The organism is Agrobacterium radiobacter, assembly GCF_040801995.1.
GTDB lineage: Bacteria > Pseudomonadota > Alphaproteobacteria > Rhizobiales > Rhizobiaceae > Agrobacterium > Agrobacterium radiobacter.
Genome location: NZ_JBEGHX010000002.1, coordinates 1,978,867 through 1,998,103 on the forward strand (window position 1 = coordinate 1,978,867; position 19,237 = coordinate 1,998,103).

Genomic DNA, 19,237 nt, shown 5'->3' on the forward strand with positions numbered 1-19,237 from the left:
AATTCATGAGGAAGACTAAGCATGAAAATCGATCGCATGCGGGTATTCGTCACCCGCGACAAGGACCGCCCCCGCGTCATCGTCGCTCTCGACACGGATGACGGTTTGACCGGCTGGGGTGAATGTTACAACCACGGCCCCGATCTCGCCTTGCCGCCTGTGCTGGATTACCTCTATGGCTTCCTCGCCGGGCAGGACCCGACACGGGTTGAATATCTCTACAATCTCCTTCTCCAGCAGAACCGCTTTCCGCCAGGCGCGCTCGGTCTGTCAGCAATTTCAGCACTCGATCATTGCCTGTGGGACCTTGCCGCCAAGGCGGCGGGCGTGCCTGTTTACAAGCTGCTGGGCGGCGAAGTGCGCGACCGCATCAAGGTCTATGCCGGCGTCTACACGGCGCCGGATGCGCCGGCGGCAAAGGAAGAGTTCGACCGCCTCAACGAGGGTTGGGGCTTCACGGCCTTTAAGCTCAGCCCGTGGCGCGTCGATATTCATGCCCATCGCTGGGGGGAGGTGGTGCGCAGTTCGGCGGACTATTTCCGCTCGCTTCGCGAGACCGTGCGGTCTGACTACGACATCGCTTTTGACGCCCATGCCAAGATTTTCGAGCCCGCCGCCGCTCGCCAGCTTGGCAATGCGCTTGCCCCCTACGATCCGCTGTTCTTCGAGGAGCCTTTGCGTCCCGAAAACATCGAGATGTGGGGAGACTTGAAACAGGGGCTGAACTGCACTCTGGCAACAGGTGAAAGTCTCTATAATCGCAATGAGTTCCTGCGTCTTCTTCAGGTGAAGGGTGCAGACATCATTCAGCCTGACATCTGCGTCGTCGGCGGCATTTCCGAAATGCGCCGCATCGCCACGCTTGCGGAAGCCCATTTCGTCAGCATTGCGCCGCATAACCCGATGGGGCCGCTTGCTACCGCCGTCAACGTGCATTTCTCCGCCGCCCAGCAGAATTTCCGTATTCTCGAATACCGGCTGCCGAAAGGGCAATGTTATGTCTATGGCGGCACCGATCTTGAAAAACGCGAGGATGAAACCCGCTATGTCGTCGACCCCTATCTGCCGAAGGACGGATATCTGGAGCTGAGGCCGGATCGTCCCGGCTGGGGGGTGGAGATGGATGAAAAAGCCATGCAGGAAGACGGTTACATTCACTGGCAGAGACGGGTGCCGAAACGGCCTGACGGCTCCTATGCCTTTGCCTGAAACGGTCGCGATTGCCTGCGGGCGGCTCTCTGCCCGCCTGCGTCCCGCATGGGGCGGCAGGATGACCCATCTGCATCACGCGGACTACGGTGATATTCTGGCGCCAGCAACCGGGGAGGATTTCGAGCCGTTCAACTGGCCGCGTGCCGGCGCCTATCCGCTGTTTCCTTACCACAATAGGCTCTATGGGAGCTCGTTCGTTCATGCGGGCATCCGCCATGAGCTTTCTCCCCATCCGGCCCTTGCGCCTGATGCCATGCATGGACCTGCGCACCGGCGAGCCTGGGAGATTTCCGGTCTGGCTTCGGATCGGGCGGGGCTGGTACTCCACTATGAGGCTGACGGGGAATGGCCTTTTTCCTTCCGCGCTGAACAGTCTTTTCTGCTCGAAGACGCCGGCCTCACCGTGGACCTGTCGATCACCAATCTGGCGGACGTACCCGCGCCGATGGCGCTGGGCTGGCATCCCTATCTGGCTGCCGGATTTGGCTGCGAAGCGCGCACGGATGCAAGGCTGGAATATCCGCTGGACCCGCAGAACGTGCCGACCGGCCAAGCAGCCGTACTTCGCCAGACGACCGTCATTCCCGCAGCGACGGGATACACGGAGCATTATACAGGTTGGTCTAATGCGCATGTCCAGTTTGACGGGTTTTCACTGCTGATCGAGGCCGATCCCGTTTTCGGTCATCTGGCTGTCCACCGCATGGACAGCTATCTTTGCCTCGAGCCCGTTTCCATGGCCGCCGGAGCGCTCGGCTTGCCGGAGGCGCAGCGGGAAGCGCTTGGCGTCAGGATCGTTGCGTCCGGCGAACATCTATCGGGGCGAATCCGGCTTTCCGTCGGGCCTTGAGGGAGGCAGGGCGCGCGCGAACGCCATGCCCCTGCGTCCTATCTCCACAGTCAAAAAAACGCCACATGCCCATATTTTGAGCGTCAGAAATTGTCGCTCAAAAATGCGCTTGACGTCGGCGAAAATTTCTCACCAAATGAACCAATACAAGATTGGTTCAAGCAAATGGTGCGGTGTGGCAGCAGGCCCTAACGACAATTCCAACTACGCGCTGGCGCGGTTGCGTGAATATATTCAGGCGAATCATCTCGTCAGGGATGGCCGTCTGCCGACGGAACGGGCCTTTGCGGAGACTTTTAACGTCGGCCGTCGGTCGATCCGCCGCGCGCTGGAGGTTCTGGAAGCCGAAGGCCTCATCTGGCGGCGGCAGGGGGCCGGAACCTTTGTGGGTGAAAAACCTGATGATTGGTCCGCCCAGGTCACGGAATTGGTCGCCGGGACGGATTTCATGGAAATCATGGAGGTGCGCCTGCGCATCGAACCGCAGCTGGCGCAGCTAGCGGCGATGCGCGCCAAGCCGGCCGAGGTGGAGCGCATGCGGGCGCTGGTGGAAAAGACCGGCCAGAGCACGGATGCAGATGCCAAGGAATTGTGGGATGGCTCGCTCCATCGCCAGATCGCCCAGAGTGCCGGCAACAAGCTGTTTCTCTCGATTTTCGATGTCATCAATCGTGTCCGCCAGGATGATGCCTGGCAGTCGATACGGGAACTCGCCCGGCGCAGCGGAACAAATGTGAGGGCGTCTTTCGAACAGCACATGGCCATTGTCGACGCCATCGCCGATCGCGATCCAGCGCGTGCCGGTGAAGCCATGCGCCAGCATCTTCTCATGCATCAGGAAAGGCTGATCCGCGCCACCTCGCTCGGCTTTCTGGAAGAGGGATCCGGGGCGGGCAATACGGCCGGCGCCGATAATTCGCTGACCGAGGCTTCTTAAGGCCACGGATGAAAACTGTCGCCCCGTCAGGGGCGGCCAATGACAAAAAGTCAAAATAACCAGACCAGAGGAACGAACATGAAGAAAATCCAGACATTGACTGCTGCGCTGTTGGCGAGCGCATTCCTGACCACGCCGGCGCTATCCTCCGAATTGCGCATCGGCCTGAACGACGATGCTGATGTGCTCGATCCAGCACAGTCGCGCACCTTCGTCGGCCGCATCGTCTACACCGCCATGTGCGACAAGCTGGTGGATATCTCGCAGGACATGAAGATCGTGCCCCAGCTCGCCACCGAATGGGCCTGGTCCGAAGGCGGCAAGGTTCTGACGATGAAGATCCGTGATGGCGTGAAATTCCACGATGGTGAGAAGCTCGATGCAGCTGCTGTCGTCGCCACTATCGAGCGCAACATGACGCTGCCGGAATCCCGCCGCAAGAGCGAGCTATCGTCCGTCGAGAAGGTCGAGGCGACAGGGCCGCTGGAAGTCAAATTTACGCTGAAGACGCCTGACGTCACCCTGCTGGCGCAGCTTTCCGACCGCGCCGGCATGATCGTCGCGCCGAAAGCGGCCAAGGAACTGGGTGCGAATTTCGGCTCCAAGCCGGTCTGCGCCGGGCCGTTCAAATTCGTCGAGCGCATCCAGCAGGATCGCATCGTGCTCGAGAAGTTCGCGGATTATTGGGACAAGGACAAGGTCCTCGTTGATAAGATCGTCTATCTGCCGATCCCCGACACCACCGTGAAGCTTGCGAACCTTCGCGCAGGCGACCTCGATATCGCCGAGCGCATCTCGGCTTCCGATGCGGAATCCGTCAGGAACGACCCCAAACTGACCTATGCCGATGTCATCGGACCGGGTTACATGGCCATGTATGTCAACATGAACAATGGCGCGCGTGCGGACAATCCGCTCGGCAAGGACAAGCGCCTGCGCCAGGCATTCTCCTATGCGATCGACCGAGAGGCGATCGGCCAGATCGTCTTCGAAGGGACGTCAAAGGGCGGCAATCAGGCTTTCCCACCCTCAAGCCCCTGGTTCAACCAGAACCTGCCGGTGCCGCCGCGCGATATCGACAAGGCCAAGCAGTTGATGAAGGAGGCGGGTTACGAGACGCTCGATGTCGAGCTTCAGCACGCCAACAACACCACGCAGACGCAGATGATGCAGGTCATCCAGTCCATGGCGGCCGAGGCTGGCTTCAACGTCACCCTGAAGGCCACCGAATTTGCCACACTCCTGTCCGAGCAGACCGCCGGCAATTACCAGCTCAGCCGTTCAGACTGGTCGGGACGTATCGATCCCGATGGCAACCTGCATCAGTTCGTCACCTGCAAGGGCGGCATCAACGATGTGAAATATTGCAATCCCGAGGTCGACAAGCTGCTGAACGAGGCCCGCGCCTCGACCGAAGATGCAGTCCGCAAGGAAAAATATGATGCCGCAAGCGTCATCCTCAACGACGACATGCCGATCATCTATCTCGGCCACCAGCCCTATGCCTATGCCATTTCCAGCAAGGTCAAGGGCTGGGCGCCGTCGCCTGACGGTATGATCCGCCTTCTCGGCGTTTCCAAGGATTGACCGTTTCGCATAGGCCGCACGGCTTGCCGTGCGGCCCCCAGACCGGACACAAACGGGGGCAATGCCATGCCTGTTTATATCGGCAAGCGACTGCTGGTCGCGATCCCGACGCTTCTCATCATTTCCATCTTCGTTTTCTCGCTGCAGAAACTCCTGCCGGGGGATCCGGTTCTCGCCATGGCGGGTGAGGAGCGCGATCCCGCGACGATCGAATTCCTGCGGGAGAAATATCGCCTCAACGACCCCGTGCCGCTGCAATATATCAACTGGCTGGGCGGCGTGATGACCGGCGATTTCGGTATTTCGCTGCGGTCCAACCAGCCGGTGCTGGAACTGATCGGCCAGAAGCTGCCGGTCACCATTCAGCTGGCTGTCATGGCGATGTTCTTCGCCATGGTGATCGGCATCCCCATCGGCATTCTGGCCGCCGTCAAGAAGAATACCTGGATCGATTACACCGCCAATATCGTTGCGCTTTCCGGCCTGTCGATCCCGAATTTCTGGCTCGGCATCATGCTGATCCTGCTGGTCTCGGTAAAACTCGGCTGGTTGCCGGCATCCGGTTATGAATCGATCTTCGTGGACCCTGTCCGTTCCATCGAAACGATGATCATGCCCGCCTTCGTGCTGGGCAATGCGCTTGCGGCAACGCTGATGCGGCACACGAGGTCTGCGATGGTTGCGGTCTTGAGTTCGGACTATATCCGAACCGCCCGCGCCAAGGGACTTTCGCCGCGCGAGATCATCCTGTCGCACAGTTTCCGCAATGCGCTTCTTCCCGTCATCACGCTGCTGGCGCTGCTCTTCGGGGAGCTGCTGGCCGGTGCGGTTCTGACGGAGCAGATATTCACCATTCCCGGTTTCGGCAAGATGACGGTCGATGCGGTTTTCACCCGTGACTATGCCGTCGTGCAGGGCATCGTTTTATGCACCGCCGTCGGTTTCATCCTCATGAACCTGCTGGCCGACATTGCCTATGTCCTGCTTAACCCCCGCCTCAGGGCGACGATCTGAGGCCTGATATCATGACCGTTCTCGATCAAAATCTATCCGTACCGGCGACACGGCAGGAAAGCCGCGCCTGGAAAAAAATGAAGCGCAACAAATCGGCGCTTGTCGGCATGATCATCGTGCTGTTTTTCGCCGTACTTGCCATCGCCGCGCCGATCCTGCCGATTGCCGATCCGGTTGCGACCAGCTGGTCAGCCATCCGCAAGGCGCCGTCGGCGGCGCACTGGCTCGGCACCGACGATCTCGGCCGAGACATCCTTTCCCGCATGATCTATGGCGCCCGCGCCTCGCTGATGGCCGGCGTCGTCTCGGTGATGATCGCGGTGGTGATCGGCGTGCCCTTTGGCCTGATTTCAGGTTATTTCGGCGGCTGGGTGGATATGGTCATCTCCCGCATCACCGAAGCGCTGCTCGCCATGCCCTTCCTGATCATGGCAATCGCGCTCGCCGCCTTTCTCGGCCCGAGCCTTACCAATGCGATGATCGCCATCGGCCTTTCCGCCATGCCGATCTTCGTGCGGCTGACGCGCGGACAGGTGCTTGCCGTCAAGATGGAGGACTATGTCGAGGGGGCGAGGTCCATCGGCCTCAACCACATCGACATCATGACGCGTTACATCCTGCCGAATGTCTTTGCCCCCATCATCGTGCAGGCGACGCTGACGGTGGCGACCGCCATCATTGCGGAGGCGAGCCTTTCCTTCCTCGGTCTCGGCCAGCAGGCGCCGGCCCCATCCTGGGGTTCGATGCTGAATACCGCGAAGAATTTCCTGAGCCAGGCGCCGTGGATGACGATGTGGCCCGGCATCGCCATCTTCCTCGTCGTCATCGGTTTCAATCTTCTCGGCGACGGCCTGCGCGACGCGCTCGATCCGCGCGAAGCATGATTTTTTACAAGGAATATCGGAATGAATGAATTCACCACACGCCCTGAAATCCTTGGCACCTTCGGCGTCGTCACCTCGACGCACTGGATCGCATCGGCCGTTGGCATGGCGATCCTCGAAAAGGGCGGCAATGCTTTTGATGCCGCCGTGGCCACCGGTTTCGTCCTGCAGATTGTCGAGCCGCATTTGTGTGGCCCGGGCGGAGATATGCCCGCGGTGTTTTATTCCAAGCAGAAGGACAAGGTGGAAGTCATCTGCGCACAGGGCCCGGCCCCGAGTGGTGCCACGATTGAACATTACACTTCGGAAGGCCTGAAGCTGATCCCCGGCGACGGGCTGCTCGCAACCGTCATACCCGGCGCCTTCGACGGCTGGATGCTGATGCTGCGCGACTATGGCACGATGAGCGTGCGCGAAGTGCTGGAACCCGCAATCTATTATGCCGAGCACGGGCATCCGACGTTGCCGCGTGTCTCCGCCACCATCAAGGGGCTGGCCGATTTCTTCGAGAAGGAATGGCCGACATCCCATGAGACATGGCTGCCAGGCGGCGCGGCACCCGAACCTCACGCCAGTTTCCGCAACCCGGTTCTCGCCGCCACCTATCAGCGGATCGTCACTGAAGCCGAAGCGCGCTCCGGCCGCGAAAACCAGATCGAGGCGGCGCGCGATGCCTTCTATCGGGGTTTCGTAGCGGAAGCCATCGACAGTTACGTAAAGACCGCAGAGGTGATGGATGCCAGCGGCGCAAGGCACAAGGGCGTGCTGACGGCGCAGGATATGGCGGACTGGAGCGCGACCGTCGAAGCGCCGCAGACGTTCGACTATCAAGACTGGACGATTGCCAAGACGCCCGCCTGGGGGCAGGGTCCGGTTCTCTTGCAATCGCTTGCGCTGCTGAAGGGCTTCGATATTGCGGCCATGGAGCCGTCCGGTCCCGATTTTATCCACACCATCGTCGAAGCCATGAAGCTCGCTTATGCCGATCGCGAGGTCTATTATGGCGACCCTGAATTCGGCCAGATACCGACTGAATATCTTCTCTCCGAAGGTTACAATGCCGGACGCCGCACGCTGATCGGCAGCGAGGCGTCGCTGGAACTGCGTCCGGGCACCGTGCCGGGTTACGAAAAGCAGGTGGATGCCACCATAGCCATGCTGGCCGAAATGAGCGGCACCGGCACCGTCTACGAGCCGACCATGTCGCATCTGACGGAAAAGCGCGGAGACACGGTCCATATCGACGTCATCGACCGCTGGGGCAACATGGTCTCCACTACGCCTTCGGGCGGCTGGCTGCAATCCTCGCCCATCGTGCCGGGTCTCGGTTTCGCGCTCAATTCCCGCGCCCAGATGTTCTGGCTGAAGGAGGGGCTGCCGACCTCGCTTGCGCCGGGCAAGCGCCCGCGCACGACGCTGACGCCCTCGCTTGCGCTGCATCAGGGCCGTCCCGCCATGGTCTTCGGTACGCCGGGCGGCGACCAGCAGGACCAGTGGCAACTACCCTTCTTCCTGCGTTATGCCCATCACGGCAAGAACCTGCAGGCCGCGATAGATATGCCGTTGTTCCACACCGCGCATTTTCCGGGCTCGTTTTATCCGCGCACCAGCTCGCCGGGGGAAATCACCGTGGAAAGCACCGTGGGTGAAGCGACCTTACAGGAGCTTCGCCGTCGCGGACACCGTGTCACGGTTGCCGATGCATGGTCCGTCGGGAGGCTCACCGCCGCGCGGCGGGATGCGGACGGCCTCTTGCGCGCCGCCGCAACCCCGCGGCTGATGCAGGCCTATGCGGTAGGGCGGTAATACCATGGAGATAAAACCTGTCCTCTCCGTCCGCAACCTGACCACCTCCTTCCTCGTCGATGGCGCCTGGAAAAGCGTGGTGCGCAATGTGTCCTTCGATGTCGCGCCCGGTGAAACCGTTGCGATTGTCGGCGAGTCCGGCTCCGGTAAATCCGTGACGTCGCTATCACTGATGCGCCTGCTTGCCCCGGCCTCCAGCCGGATAGAAGGGGAAGTCCTGCTCAACGGGCGCAATCTGCTGGCGCTTTCCGAAAAAGAGATGCGTGGCGTGCGCGGCAACGATATCTCGATGATCTTTCAGGAGCCGATGACCTCGCTCAATCCGATCTTCACCATCGGCCGTCAGATTTCCGAAGTCCTCATCCGCCACAAGGGGCTTTCGAAGCAGGAGGCGCGGGCGGAGACGGTGCGGCTTCTGGAGAAGGTCCGCATTCCCAATGCGGCCAGCCGTTTTGACGAATATCCGCATCAGTTTTCGGGCGGCATGCGCCAGCGTGTGATGATTGCCATGGCGCTCGCCTCACGGCCGAAACTGCTGATCGCCGACGAGCCGACGACGGCGCTCGACGTTACCATTCAGGGCCAGATCCTCGATCTCATCAAGCTGCTGCAGGAAGAGGAGGGCATGTCGGTGCTCTTCATCACCCATGACATGGGTGTGGTGGCCGAAATCGCTGACCGCACGATCGTGATGTATCGCGGCGATGAGGTCGAGACCGGGCCGACGGAGGACATATTCCGGCGCGGCAAACATCCCTATACGCGGGCGCTGCTTTCGGCGGTGCCGAAGCTCGGTTCTATGCGTAACCGGCAATGGCCGACGCGTTTTCCGGTTCTCGACATGAAAACCGGCCTTTCGACCGAGCCGGAGGAGGTGGCCGAGACGGTTGCAGGCGGCCAGACGCCGGTTCTGTCGGTCAAGAACCTTGTGACGCGTTTTCCCATCCGCTCCGGCCTGCTGGCGCGCCAGACGGGTGCGGTTCACGCCGTCGAGAACGTTTCCTTCGATCTGTTTCAAGGAGAAACGCTGTCGCTGGTGGGTGAATCCGGTTGCGGAAAATCCACCACCGGCCGCTCGATCATGCGCCTCGTGGAGCCGTCGTCCGGCGATGTGTCCCTCGACGGTTACGATGTGATGCGCCTCGATAACGTCGGCCTGCGCAACATGCGCAAATCGGTGCAGATGATCTTTCAGGACCCGTTCTCGTCGCTCAATCCGCGCATGACGGTGGGCACGGCAATTTCCGAGCCCTTCATCAAGCACAGGCTGGGCAGCGCCAAGCAGGCCAAGGAAAAGACTGCCGATCTTCTCGAAAAGGTCGGCCTGTCCGCCGATATGGCCAGCCGCTACCCGCACGAATTTTCGGGTGGTCAGCGACAGCGCATCGCGATTGCCCGGGCACTGGCCCTCGATCCGAAGGTCATCGTTGCCGATGAAAGCGTCTCGGCGCTCGATGTTTCGATCAAGGCGCAGGTCTGCAACCTGCTGCTCGACCTGCAGCAGAGCCTCAACCTCGCCTTCCTGTTCATCAGCCATGACATGGCTGTCGTGGAGCGCGTCAGCCATCGTGTCGCGGTGATGTATCTCGGCGAGATCGTGGAGATCGGGCCGCGCGCCGCCGTTTTCGACAATCCGCAACATGCCTATACGAAAAAGCTGATGGCGGCCGTTCCGGTGCCGGACCCGGCAAGACGCGGGATAAGGCGTGGCATATCCAATGACGAGCTGAAGAGCCCGATACGGGCAATGGGATATGAAACACCGACGCGAAACTACAGGACCGTATCGCCCGGCCACATGGTGCAGATAGCCTGAGACGATTACGGCAGCGCGGAATGTTTCGACGAAGAAACCGTTATAAGGGGTTCTTGGGCGAAACGCCGCGCAGATGCTCCATCAGATAGGCATGGGTCGCGGCATTGGCGACGATCAGCGTTCCGGTCTTCTCATAGAATTCCGGTCCGCGACCCCACCAGTCGGTCACAATGCCGCCGGCCTCCTGAACAAGGAGAATGCCGGCTGCCGTGTCGACGAATCCCGTCTCCTCGTAATAACCGGTAAGCCGTCCGCAGGCGACGTAAGCGCAGGAATTGGCGGCGCTGCCGACAACACGAACCGCGCCGATCGGCGCGCGAATGGCGTCAAGGCGCTGATAGGCGCCGGGATAAAGCTGGAGATTGGGCGTGGGCAGGCCGGTGCCGACACACATGAGCGCGACATCCGTGCTGGCATTGACCCGCAGGCGCTCGCCATTGAGATAGGCGCCGTCTCCCTTGATCGTGGTGAACATCTCGTCGGAAACGGGATTATAGACCAGCCCGCAGATCGTTTCATTGCCGCGGCGAAGCGCGATGGTGATGGTATAGTGCTGGCCGAAGAGGAAATTGGTGGTGCCATCGATGGGATCGACCAGCCAGCGATGATCCTGATCCGCCCCTTCGACAGGTGCGAATTCCTCGCCGGTCAGTCCCCAGGGATATTGTCCGAGCAGGCGCTCACGGATCAGTGTCTCGGAATCCCGGTCCGCATCGGAAACGAAATCCCCCGGTCCCTTGACGCCGATCTCGATGTCGCGGAAGCGCCTGAAATGGTCGAGCGTCAATGCGCCGGCCTCGCGGGCGGTGGCGACCATATGGTCGAGGATGGCGCTGTAATTGACTGTCATCGGCTGAAAACCTCGGCGAGCCCTTCCGGATCATCGGTGGTGATCTGGTCCACCTTAAGCCGCAAGAGACGCTCGACCTGTTCTATGGATTGCGGCGTGACGCTGTTGATTGTCCAGGCGTCGACCCGGCGGCCGGCGGCATGGATCGGGGCGATGATATCGACACCGGCATCCTCGGCAGCAAGTACGATCGCGTAGTCGAGATAGATCATCCCGGCATCGGGCGCGGTGGCGAGAGCGTCTGCAATGAAACCCAGATAGTTTCCGCTTGCCTTCAGTTGAGCAAGCGTGCCGCGATGGCAGGGGTCATATCCGGTGCGAAGTCCCGGCGCTGAACCGGCCAGCATGGCGATGGCGTCGAAATCGCCGCCGGACAGGATCACCGAGCTTGCTATGGGCGAAACGCTTGCTCCGAAACCGGCGACCACCTGCGGGGTAAGCGCCTGCAGGTCCTCCTTGAAATCGAGCTGCAACAGGGCGTCGCGATGCACGGTCTCGTGCGCGAGCAGGGCGCAGAGGTCTTCGAGCAGCATCACCTTCGAAGCGATCGGCTGGCCGCCATTGTCGCGCAGGTGAAGCTGACGCAGCGCAGCGGCGGATGTGTCGTGCACTCGGCCGGTGCCGGTGGTTTCCCGTTCCAGCGTCCGGTCATGCAAAACGGCGCAGCCGTGATCGGCATGAATGACGAGATCGACTTCGATGCTCGCACCAAGGCGCATCGCCTCGATGATGCGCTCGCCGGTGAAGACCGGATCGCTGGCGTTTCGGCGGGCGCGATGCCATTTGAGCCAGGTCCTGTGGCCGTCGCGTTCGATAAGGATCGGCTGGTTCATGTCAGCTCCGATAGATTGGGCGGTTGTCGCGATAGGCCGTGACGGCACGGGGCGAAATCTGTACGCCCTGTCCCGCCCGGAACATATCCGGATGGGCGACCATGGATTTGATCCTTGTACCATCGGCGAGATCAAGGTCGACAAGGCCGTGGGTGCCGTAATCCGTCACCCGGTGTACGTGCGCTTCCGGCGTTTCGGAAATCGTCAGATCGATGGCTTCCGGGCGGACGGCGAGAATGGCCGGGCCATCGGAGACGGGAAGCGGAAGGGTGAAATCCGCGCGCATGAAGTTTCCGTCTGAGACCGCGCCCTCTATCAGGTTCATGGTGCCGATGAAGCCGGCGACGAAAGGGGTCTGCGGTTCGCGGTAGATGATATTCGGCCGGTCGATCTGTTCGGTCTTGCCATTCGCCATCACGACGATGCGGTCGGCCATGGAAAGGGCCTCATCCTGACCGTGGGTGACGAACAGCGTGGTGATACCGAGGCGCTGCTGGATATCGCGCACTTCCTCCCGTAACCGCTCGCGCAGATGCTGGTCGAGGCTGGCGAAGGGTTCGTCAAGCAAGAGGATTTTCGGTTCGAGAACCAGCGAGCGGGCAAGCGCCACGCGCTGCTGCTGGCCACCGGAGAGCTGGCTGGTGGCGCGCTCGCCATAACCGGAAAGCCCGACGAGTTCGAGCACGGCCTCCACTTTTTGCCTGATGACGGCAGCCGGCATGTGCCGCAGCTTGAGGCCGAAAGTGAGGTTCTTGAAGACGTTCATGTGGCTCCAGAGCGCATGGCTCTGAAATACCATGCCCGTTGGCCGTCGCTCCGGCGGCAGGTGGGTCACATCTTCGCCATCGATGGTGATCTGCCCGCCCGTTGGCTGCTCGAAACCGCCGACCATGCGCAGCAGCGTCGACTTGCCCGAACCGGAGGGGCCGAGAAGGCAGACGAGTTCGCCATCGGCGACATCGAGCGAGAAACTGTCGACTGCCTTGGTGCCGCCGGAAAAGGTTTTCGAGACCTCGCGGATGTGAAGTACGGACATGATGATTTCCTAACCGCCGAAACCGCGGGCGAATGCACCGCCACCGATGACGCGGCGGGCGAACATGAGGGCAATGAAGGACGGCACCCAGAGCAGCACGGACAGAACCGCGCCATACTGGATGACCATCTGGTTGTTGATGTAGCTGATCATCAGAACCGGCATCGTGCGAATGCCGGGCGCCCCGATGAGCCACGCGCCTTCGGTTTCATAAAAAGTGCCGACGAAGCTGAGCAAAACGGCGGCTGCGATGGTCGGTCCCGCCTGCGGCAGGGTAATCGACCAGAAGACCCGGAGCGGACTGGCGCCGACATCACGGGCAGCCTCTTCCATGCGCCGGTCGACGGCCTGGAATGCCGCCACGGGAATCCAGATCATGAACATCAGCGTTCCGACGAGCTGGATCAGAACGACGCCCCAGAAGGTGCCGATAAGGTTGAGCTGCAGGAAAATGGCGGCAATCGCTACCAGAAGCCCGAATTTCGGGAAGGCGTGGCCGGCCAGGAAGGAGAAGAACAGCAGGTTGCGGCCGGGAAAGCTCATGCGCGCAAAGGCATAGGCGGCGGGAAGGCAGATCATCGCCGAAAGCAGCGTCACCACCGTTGTCAGCCGCAGGCTCAGCATCAGGGCGTTCCACACGTCGGCGCGCCCCAGCGTCTGGCCCCAGAAGCGGAAACCGAATTGCTGGGGAATGACGTTGGGAAAACGCCAGACCTCGGTAAATGCCCAGGTTCCGACAACAAGCAGCGGCCCGACGATGGCGATGGTGAGAAGGGTGGCGAAAAAGATGCCGGGCCAGTCCATGCGCGTTCGCGCCGGCGTAAGGGTCGTCATGTCATTTCCCCTGGTTGCGTGCGACCGAACGCACGTAAAAGAGGCCGAATGCGATGCAGAAACCGAAAGCGATGACGGCCTGGGTCATGGCGCCGATGGGGTCCTGCACTTCGCGCAGCGTGCGCTGCATGAAGGGGCCGAGCATTTCGGGAGAGGCCGGGCCCAGGAGATAGGGCAGGGTGAAGGAAGAAAAAATGCCGAGCACCGAAAAGGAAAGCGCCACGAGAATGGAATTGGAAATGCGTGGCAGGATGATATGCCAGAAGACCTGCAGCGCGTTTGCGCCCACATCCCGCGCCGCCTCCACCGACTGGTTGGCGATGCTGCCGAGGCCTGCAAGCAGGATGAGCACGGTCAGCGGAATATTGTCCCAGACAAGACCGATGACCGGCCCCCATGGCGTGAGATAGGGCGTGCGGATTTTCGGCAGGTCGACCGCATTGAGCAAGATGTCCACCATGCCGTTCGGCCCGAGAACGCGGATGAAGGCGAAGGCGAGGATGATGGAGGGCACGAACATCGGGAAGATGGCAAGCGCCTGCACATAGGCCGAAAGACGACCACGCGAAAAGCGAAGGTAAAGCGCGATCGGCAGGCAGATGACCAGCAGGAGGATGGCGCAGACCATCGTCGTCCACAATGTCACGGCAAGATTGTCGAGACTGTAGCGATCTGAGAAGAAGAAGGCGTAGCTCGAAAGGTCGAAACTCGTTTCACCATTGGCGCCAGTGCGCCAGACGGTGCGGCCGATGGCATTGATGGCAGGCCAGATGACGAGCCAGATCATCAGGAACACGGGAATGGCGACGAGCAGGAGGCCGATGGGCCTCCTGCCTGCCGTATTGTCAATGAGCGGGCGAACCGCTCCTGCTCCGACCTCGGTCACGACTTGCGGTTAACGTTGGGAGCGACGTTGCGATACCAGCCATCATTGATGGCGGTTTCCCATTTACCGGCCGGGAAGGTCGGAATGGTCTGCGGAATGATGTCGGCGAAACGCTTGCGCAGGTCGGCCGACACATGGTCCCAGGAAACGCCGGGGAAGCCGCCCAGCTCGTTGAGGATCGCGCCCTGAATTTCTTCGGACAGCACAAAATTGGCAAGCTTCAGGGCCGCATCACGATTGGCGCCGTTGGCAAGCACCACGGCGCGCGAGAAATCACCGCAGAGCGCCAGATCCTGAAGCTGGACGAGGCCGGTTTCCTTCGGCAGAACGCCCTGATCGATGGCCTTCAGCACCTGATCGGACCAGACGGGGGTCATGGTGACGACGCCTTGGGAAAGAAGCTGCAGCGACTGCGTGTTGCCGGAGGAGTATGCGCCCTTGTCATAGAGCGACGGGGCGATATCGGTCAGCAGCGCCCATGCCTTGCCCAGAGCCTTGTCGCCGGCTTCCTGGGTGTAATTGTCGACCGTGAAGGCCTTGGGATCGAGACCGTTGGCCTGATGGATGGCGCGGCGGACGAAGTTGCCGCCGGAGCCGCCCTTGTCGGGACGGTTATAAACGAACTGGCCGGGATTTGCCTTGATCCACTTGACGAGTTCATCCCAGGTCTTCGGTGCATCCGCCGGCTTGAGCTTGCTGGTGTCATAGGCGAGCAGAACCTGGCTGCCGCGATAGGGCAGGCTGTATTCGCTGCGGATGGCAAGCGGGTTGACGCGCGAATAATTGGAAAGGCCGGCTTTCGCCATGTTCACGTAGATGCCGGCATCGATGGCGCCGGTGGGAAGCAGCGGATCGGCCGTTTCGAAATAATCTGCCTGCGGATCGGTGCCCGTCTGCTTTGCTGCGATGGCGCGCTCGCCGATGGCCATGATGCCGGCGCTGTCGCCGGCATCGACGAGGTTGAGCTTCAGGTCGGGATTGGCGGCTTCAAAAGCGGGCTTGATCGTATTGGACCAGAAATCGAGGATATTCGTATCCGAACTGGTGTACCAGTCGATCGTGCCCGGAGCAGCAAAGCTCATGCGCGGTGCAAGGGCGAGGCCGGCGGCGGCGCCTGCGGCGGACATCATAAAGGTGCGGCGTTTCATCTATGTCTCCGATGTTTTCGGCGCGAGTGGAACTCTGAGCGCTGACGCTTGAGAGATGGACGGGAAAGGCTCTGGCCATCAGTTGCACAGCCGTGCATTTTTGAACGGGCCGGCGGCGGTTCTAATGTCTTTCCATAACGCTTTCGTGACGGTTGATGCCGGCCCGGTCTCGCCGCCCTTTGTGGCCACGGGTGATCCGAAGGCGCCGGGGGCTCTACCAAAGCGGTTTTCGGGCAGATAGGATGACAGCGATAACACGGAGGGAGGGGAGCGATGATCGCAGCCTATATTGACGAGTTCGTCATGTTTTGTGCAGGGCTGTGGATGACATGCGTCGGCTTTGGTTATCTGCCGCTGTCGAAAAACACGGTTAGTCAGCCGCCGGTTGTTCGTCATTTCAGATGGATGGGGCCTCTGCTGATCGCCATTGCCGCCGTTTTGGCCTTGGCCAGCTGACCGGGAAATTCCGCGCAAAGAAAAACCCCGCCGAAGCGGGGTCTCGTCTTACCAGGTCTGGCGTCCATACCAGTTGTCGATATCTTCCCTGGCGCGGTCCTTTTCGTAACCGTAGCGCTCCTGAATCTTGCCTTCGAGCTGCTCGCGTTTGCCGTTGATGACGTCAAGATCGTCGTCGGTGAGTTTGCCCCACTGCTCCTTGACCTTGCCTTTCATCTGCTTCCAGTTTCCTTCAACGCGATTCCAATCCATCGGTGCTCTCCCATTTTGTTTGGCTTGCACTGGTAAATGTCCGAGCCTGCGCAGGGTTCCGCGCGGCGGCCGGAATGTTCGGCGCAACTGTGGCCTGCTGCCACGAAAAGATCACGATTCATTCAGCCACAGTTCACCCGGCAGGGCGCTAAATCCCGCCATCCCACAAGGAGGGAAATAAGATGCGCAAGATGATTTTAACCGCCGGACTGATTTTCGGCGCCCTGTTCGGCACCGGTGCCAATGCCATGCCTGTGGGCCAACCGTCTGCACCCTCGGCATCCCACATTCAAACGGTGGATTATGCCTGCGGACGCGGCTTTCACCTGTCACCCCGCGGCTATTGCCGTCCGAATGGCCCGCCCCGCTATGAGCGCGGCTGGGACCGGCGCGACCGCTGGGAAGCCCGTCGTGAATGGCGCGAACGTCAGGCGAGACGGGAATGGCGTGAGTGGCGCGACCGCAGAGACTATCGCGACCGCCGAGACTACTATCGATACTGATCGGGCAAGGCCCTCTCCAGCCGGGAGGGCCTTTCTCCTATAGGGCGGTCAATTCCTCCCGCATCCCGCATCCCGCCCCGGCAGGGCGTGAATACAGCGCCGCCGCCTCTCATCTCCATAACCTGCGACAGAATTGCATTCGGCGTGAGGAAACCCGGGCGGCAGTTTGGGGTTAGTCCCATATCACTGTTCATAAGGAGGATATGATGGACATCAACAGACGCACCATTCTCACCGCCGCCGCCGCTACTACCGCCGCTGCAATCTTTCCCCGCCCGCATGTCGCGCGTGCCGCACTGCCCCTGACGCAGCCCAGGCTTCCCTTTGCCGAAGCCGATCTGGCTCCGGTCATCTCGGCGAAAACCGTGGGTCTGCATTATGGAAAACACCACAAGGCCTATTACGACAAGTTGAACACGCTCGCCGCCGGCACGCCTTACGCCGATATGGAACTGGTTGATATCGTCACGCAGTCCGCCAAATCAAAAGAGGCGGCCGATGTCAAAATCTTCAACAACGCCGCGCAGGCCTGGAACCATGTCGCCTATTGGGACCAATTCGTACCGGGCGGTCCGAACCGGCCGACGGGTGATCTTGCCGCTTCGATAAACGAGACCTTCGGCGATTATGATGGTTTCATCAAACGCGCGGTCGATGTCTCCGATACGGTCTTCGGCACGGGCTGGGTGTGGCTGACGCGTGACGACGGCAACAAGCTCGCGCTGATCGGGTATGAGGACGGCAAGAACCCCGTCGCTGTCGGCCGCCCGGCCTATCTCGGCATCGATATATGGGAGCATGCCTATTACGTGGATTATGAAAACCGCAAGGCCGAACATATCCGCGCCGTGCTCGACAAGCTGGTGAACTGGCGGGTCATCGACGAGCGCCTCAAAGCGTAACGAATCCTCTTTCTCCTGAAACCCGCCGGAAGCGTCCGGTCCCCGGCGGGTTGCCCTGAGGTGCATTTGAGCTACTATGCGCCCATGGCGAGGAGGCCATGTTACAGGAGGGTTCATGATTTACCGGTCTTCAAAACGGCGCACGGTGCTGAAACTTGCCGCCGCGGCGGTTTCTTTGGGAATGCTGGGAACGGCTGCGAGCGCGCAGGGCTTCCCCGAGCGAACGATTACTCTGGTCGTTCCTTTCGCGGCGGGCGGTTCCACCGATGTGGTCGCGCGTGTTATCGCGCAGAAGATGGGTGATGAACTCGGCCAGCAGATCGTCGTTGAAAATGTCGCCGGCGCAGGCGGCAATCTTGGTGCAGACCGCGTGGCCCGCGCCGAACCCGACGGATACACGATCCTGATGGGCACGGTTGCCACCCACGCTCTCAACCCGCTTATTCTCAAGACCAAGCCTTATGATCCGGAGAAGGATTTCACGCCGGTCTCGCTGCTGGTGGTGGTGCCGAATGTGCTGGTCGTCAATCCGAAGCTCAACGTCAACAGCGTCGCGGAGCTTATTGCCCTGCTGAAGGCCGAGCCGGACAAACATGCCTATGCCTCTTCCGGCAACGGCACCCCGCTGCATCTTTCCGGCGAGCTGTTCAAGAGCATGGCCGGCGTCAGCATGCAGCATGTCCCTTATAAGGGTGCCGGCCCGGCGCTCAACGATCTGCTCGGAAACCAGATTTCGATCATGTTCGACAATCTGCCCTCTTCATCGGGACATATAAAATCCGGCACGTTGCGGGCGCTCGGCGTCACCACCAAGGAGCGTGCATCGTCTTTCCCGGACCTGCCGACCATCGGCGAGACCGTGCCGGGTTATGAGACCTATACCTGGAACGCGCTCTTTGCGCCCGCCGGTACGTCGGCCGAGGTGGTCGACAAGCTGAACGCCGCCGCCAAGAAGGCGCTAGCCGATCCGGCGGTGGCCGCACGCATGGCGGATTTCAGCGCCAAGATCGTCGCCTCTTCGCCGGATGAACTGAAAACCCACGTTGCGGCTGAGATCGCCAAGTGGGGACCTGTGGTCAAGGACGCGAATGTGCAGATGGACTGAGCGGCAACGGCAGGCACCATTCCGATTTTCCGCCGTGCATCCAACCTGATAAAATCGTGGCCGGCGCGTCCCTCGCATCGGCCACGGTTTATACCGTCGCATCCAGCCGGTGTGGCGTTTCCGCATCACTCACCAGCCGGTTGTAAAAACCCGCTTGGCAAGCTCCAACTGCTGAGTTACAAATCTCAATACCGCGTCAGATCGAACAAAGGGAGGCGTTGCATGACACCAGTATTCATCAAAACCCTCCCGCAGGGAATGGCCCGCCACTAGGTCATATCCATTCGCGGCCCGCCCTGAGCGCGCCCGACATGCGGTTCTGTTTT

The 19,237-nt window shown here is 60.8% G+C and carries 19 protein-coding genes; 12 read left to right on the forward strand and 7 right to left on the reverse strand.

Features of this window, described 5'->3' with window-relative positions:
* Positions 1–21 precede the first annotated feature (21 nt).
* From MRBLRC7O_RS22825 to MRBLRC7O_RS22860, 8 genes are all read left to right on the forward strand, one after another.
* Positions 22–1,209: a galactarate dehydratase gene (locus tag MRBLRC7O_RS22825; RefSeq protein ID WP_003505685.1), complete on the forward strand. Its 1,188-nt coding sequence runs from the start codon at positions 22–24 to the stop codon at positions 1,207–1,209.
* Positions 1,196–2,062 carry an aldose epimerase family protein gene (locus MRBLRC7O_RS22830; RefSeq protein WP_367727692.1) on the forward strand — a complete coding sequence of 289 codons (867 nt, stop codon included), beginning with the start codon at positions 1,196–1,198 and terminating at the stop codon, positions 2,060–2,062. Before MRBLRC7O_RS22825 ends, MRBLRC7O_RS22830 begins: the two co-directional genes overlap by 14 nt.
* Before the next feature lie 136 nt (positions 2,063–2,198).
* A complete protein-coding gene (locus MRBLRC7O_RS22835; RefSeq protein ID WP_111793566.1) occupies positions 2,199–2,999 on the forward strand; it encodes a FadR/GntR family transcriptional regulator in 801 nt (266 codons plus the stop codon).
* Between the two features lie 78 nt (positions 3,000–3,077).
* A complete protein-coding gene (locus tag MRBLRC7O_RS22840; protein ID WP_031234031.1) occupies positions 3,078–4,586 on the forward strand; it encodes an ABC transporter substrate-binding protein in 1,509 nt (502 codons plus the stop codon).
* A 66-nt stretch (positions 4,587–4,652) separates the two neighbouring features.
* Positions 4,653–5,600, forward strand: coding sequence for an ABC transporter permease (locus MRBLRC7O_RS22845; protein ID WP_080864422.1), 948 nt, complete (start codon positions 4,653–4,655; stop codon positions 5,598–5,600).
* Between the two features lie 11 nt (positions 5,601–5,611).
* Entirely contained in the window at positions 5,612–6,484 is an 873-nt protein-coding gene (locus MRBLRC7O_RS22850) for an ABC transporter permease (RefSeq protein ID WP_003505690.1), read from the forward strand.
* Between the two features lie 21 nt (positions 6,485–6,505).
* Positions 6,506–8,290, forward strand: coding sequence for a gamma-glutamyltransferase family protein (locus MRBLRC7O_RS22855; RefSeq protein WP_020810970.1), 1,785 nt, complete (start codon positions 6,506–6,508; stop codon positions 8,288–8,290).
* Between the two features lie 4 nt (positions 8,291–8,294).
* Positions 8,295–10,106, forward strand: a complete 1,812-nt coding sequence (locus MRBLRC7O_RS22860) for an ABC transporter ATP-binding protein (protein WP_020810971.1) — start codon at positions 8,295–8,297, stop codon at positions 10,104–10,106.
* Positions 10,107–10,146: 40 nt separating this feature from the next.
* On the opposite strand, the gene MRBLRC7O_RS22865 is transcribed toward MRBLRC7O_RS22860, so the two are convergent.
* From MRBLRC7O_RS22865 to MRBLRC7O_RS22890, 6 genes are read right to left on the reverse strand one after another with little or no spacing between them, the layout of a single operon-like run.
* A complete protein-coding gene (locus MRBLRC7O_RS22865; RefSeq protein WP_020810972.1) occupies positions 10,147–10,956 on the reverse strand; it encodes an inositol monophosphatase family protein in 810 nt (269 codons plus the stop codon).
* Positions 10,953–11,789, reverse strand: a complete 837-nt coding sequence (locus tag MRBLRC7O_RS22870) for a glycerophosphodiester phosphodiesterase (protein ID WP_060727217.1) — start codon at positions 11,787–11,789, stop codon at positions 10,953–10,955. The genes MRBLRC7O_RS22865 and MRBLRC7O_RS22870 overlap by 4 nt, the downstream gene beginning before the upstream one ends.
* A gap of 1 nt (position 11,790) precedes the next feature.
* Entirely contained in the window at positions 11,791–12,825 is a 1,035-nt protein-coding gene (locus tag MRBLRC7O_RS22875) for an ABC transporter ATP-binding protein (RefSeq protein ID WP_020810973.1), read from the reverse strand.
* 9 nt (positions 12,826–12,834) lie between these two features.
* Positions 12,835–13,659 (reverse strand): ABC transporter permease, encoded by an 825-nt coding sequence (locus MRBLRC7O_RS22880; RefSeq protein ID WP_020810974.1) that lies wholly within the window; start codon positions 13,657–13,659, stop codon positions 12,835–12,837.
* 1 nt (position 13,660) lies between these two features.
* Positions 13,661–14,545 (reverse strand): ABC transporter permease, encoded by an 885-nt coding sequence (locus tag MRBLRC7O_RS22885; protein ID WP_020810975.1) that lies wholly within the window; start codon positions 14,543–14,545, stop codon positions 13,661–13,663.
* The gene (locus MRBLRC7O_RS22890; RefSeq protein WP_020810976.1) at positions 14,542–15,693 is read right to left on the reverse strand and encodes an extracellular solute-binding protein; all 1,152 of its coding nucleotides are present in this window, start codon (positions 15,691–15,693) and stop codon (positions 14,542–14,544) included. Before MRBLRC7O_RS22890 ends, MRBLRC7O_RS22885 begins: the two co-directional genes overlap by 4 nt.
* A 273-nt stretch (positions 15,694–15,966) precedes the next feature.
* Between MRBLRC7O_RS22890 and MRBLRC7O_RS22895 the strand changes: the two genes are divergently transcribed.
* Positions 15,967–16,149 (forward strand): hypothetical protein, encoded by a 183-nt coding sequence (locus tag MRBLRC7O_RS22895; protein ID WP_367727693.1) that lies wholly within the window; start codon positions 15,967–15,969, stop codon positions 16,147–16,149.
* Between the two features lie 48 nt (positions 16,150–16,197).
* On the opposite strand, the gene MRBLRC7O_RS22900 is transcribed toward MRBLRC7O_RS22895, so the two are convergent.
* On the reverse strand, positions 16,198–16,401 hold the full coding sequence (locus MRBLRC7O_RS22900) for a CsbD family protein (RefSeq protein ID WP_020810978.1): 204 nt from the start codon (positions 16,399–16,401) through the stop codon (positions 16,198–16,200).
* A 182-nt stretch (positions 16,402–16,583) separates the two neighbouring features.
* Here MRBLRC7O_RS22900 and MRBLRC7O_RS22905 point away from each other — a divergent pair, with 182 nt between their 5' ends.
* The 3 genes from MRBLRC7O_RS22905 (at position 16,584) to MRBLRC7O_RS22915 (ending at position 18,911) form a co-directional block, all read left to right on the forward strand.
* Positions 16,584–16,904: a GCG_CRPN prefix-to-repeats domain-containing protein gene (locus tag MRBLRC7O_RS22905; RefSeq protein WP_020810979.1), complete on the forward strand. Its 321-nt coding sequence runs from the start codon at positions 16,584–16,586 to the stop codon at positions 16,902–16,904.
* Between the two features lie 206 nt (positions 16,905–17,110).
* A complete protein-coding gene (locus MRBLRC7O_RS22910) occupies positions 17,111–17,806 on the forward strand; it encodes a superoxide dismutase (protein WP_020810980.1) in 696 nt (231 codons plus the stop codon).
* Between the two features lie 115 nt (positions 17,807–17,921).
* A complete protein-coding gene (locus MRBLRC7O_RS22915; protein ID WP_020810981.1) occupies positions 17,922–18,911 on the forward strand; it encodes a Bug family tripartite tricarboxylate transporter substrate binding protein in 990 nt (329 codons plus the stop codon).
* Positions 18,912–19,237: the final 326 nt, after the last annotated feature.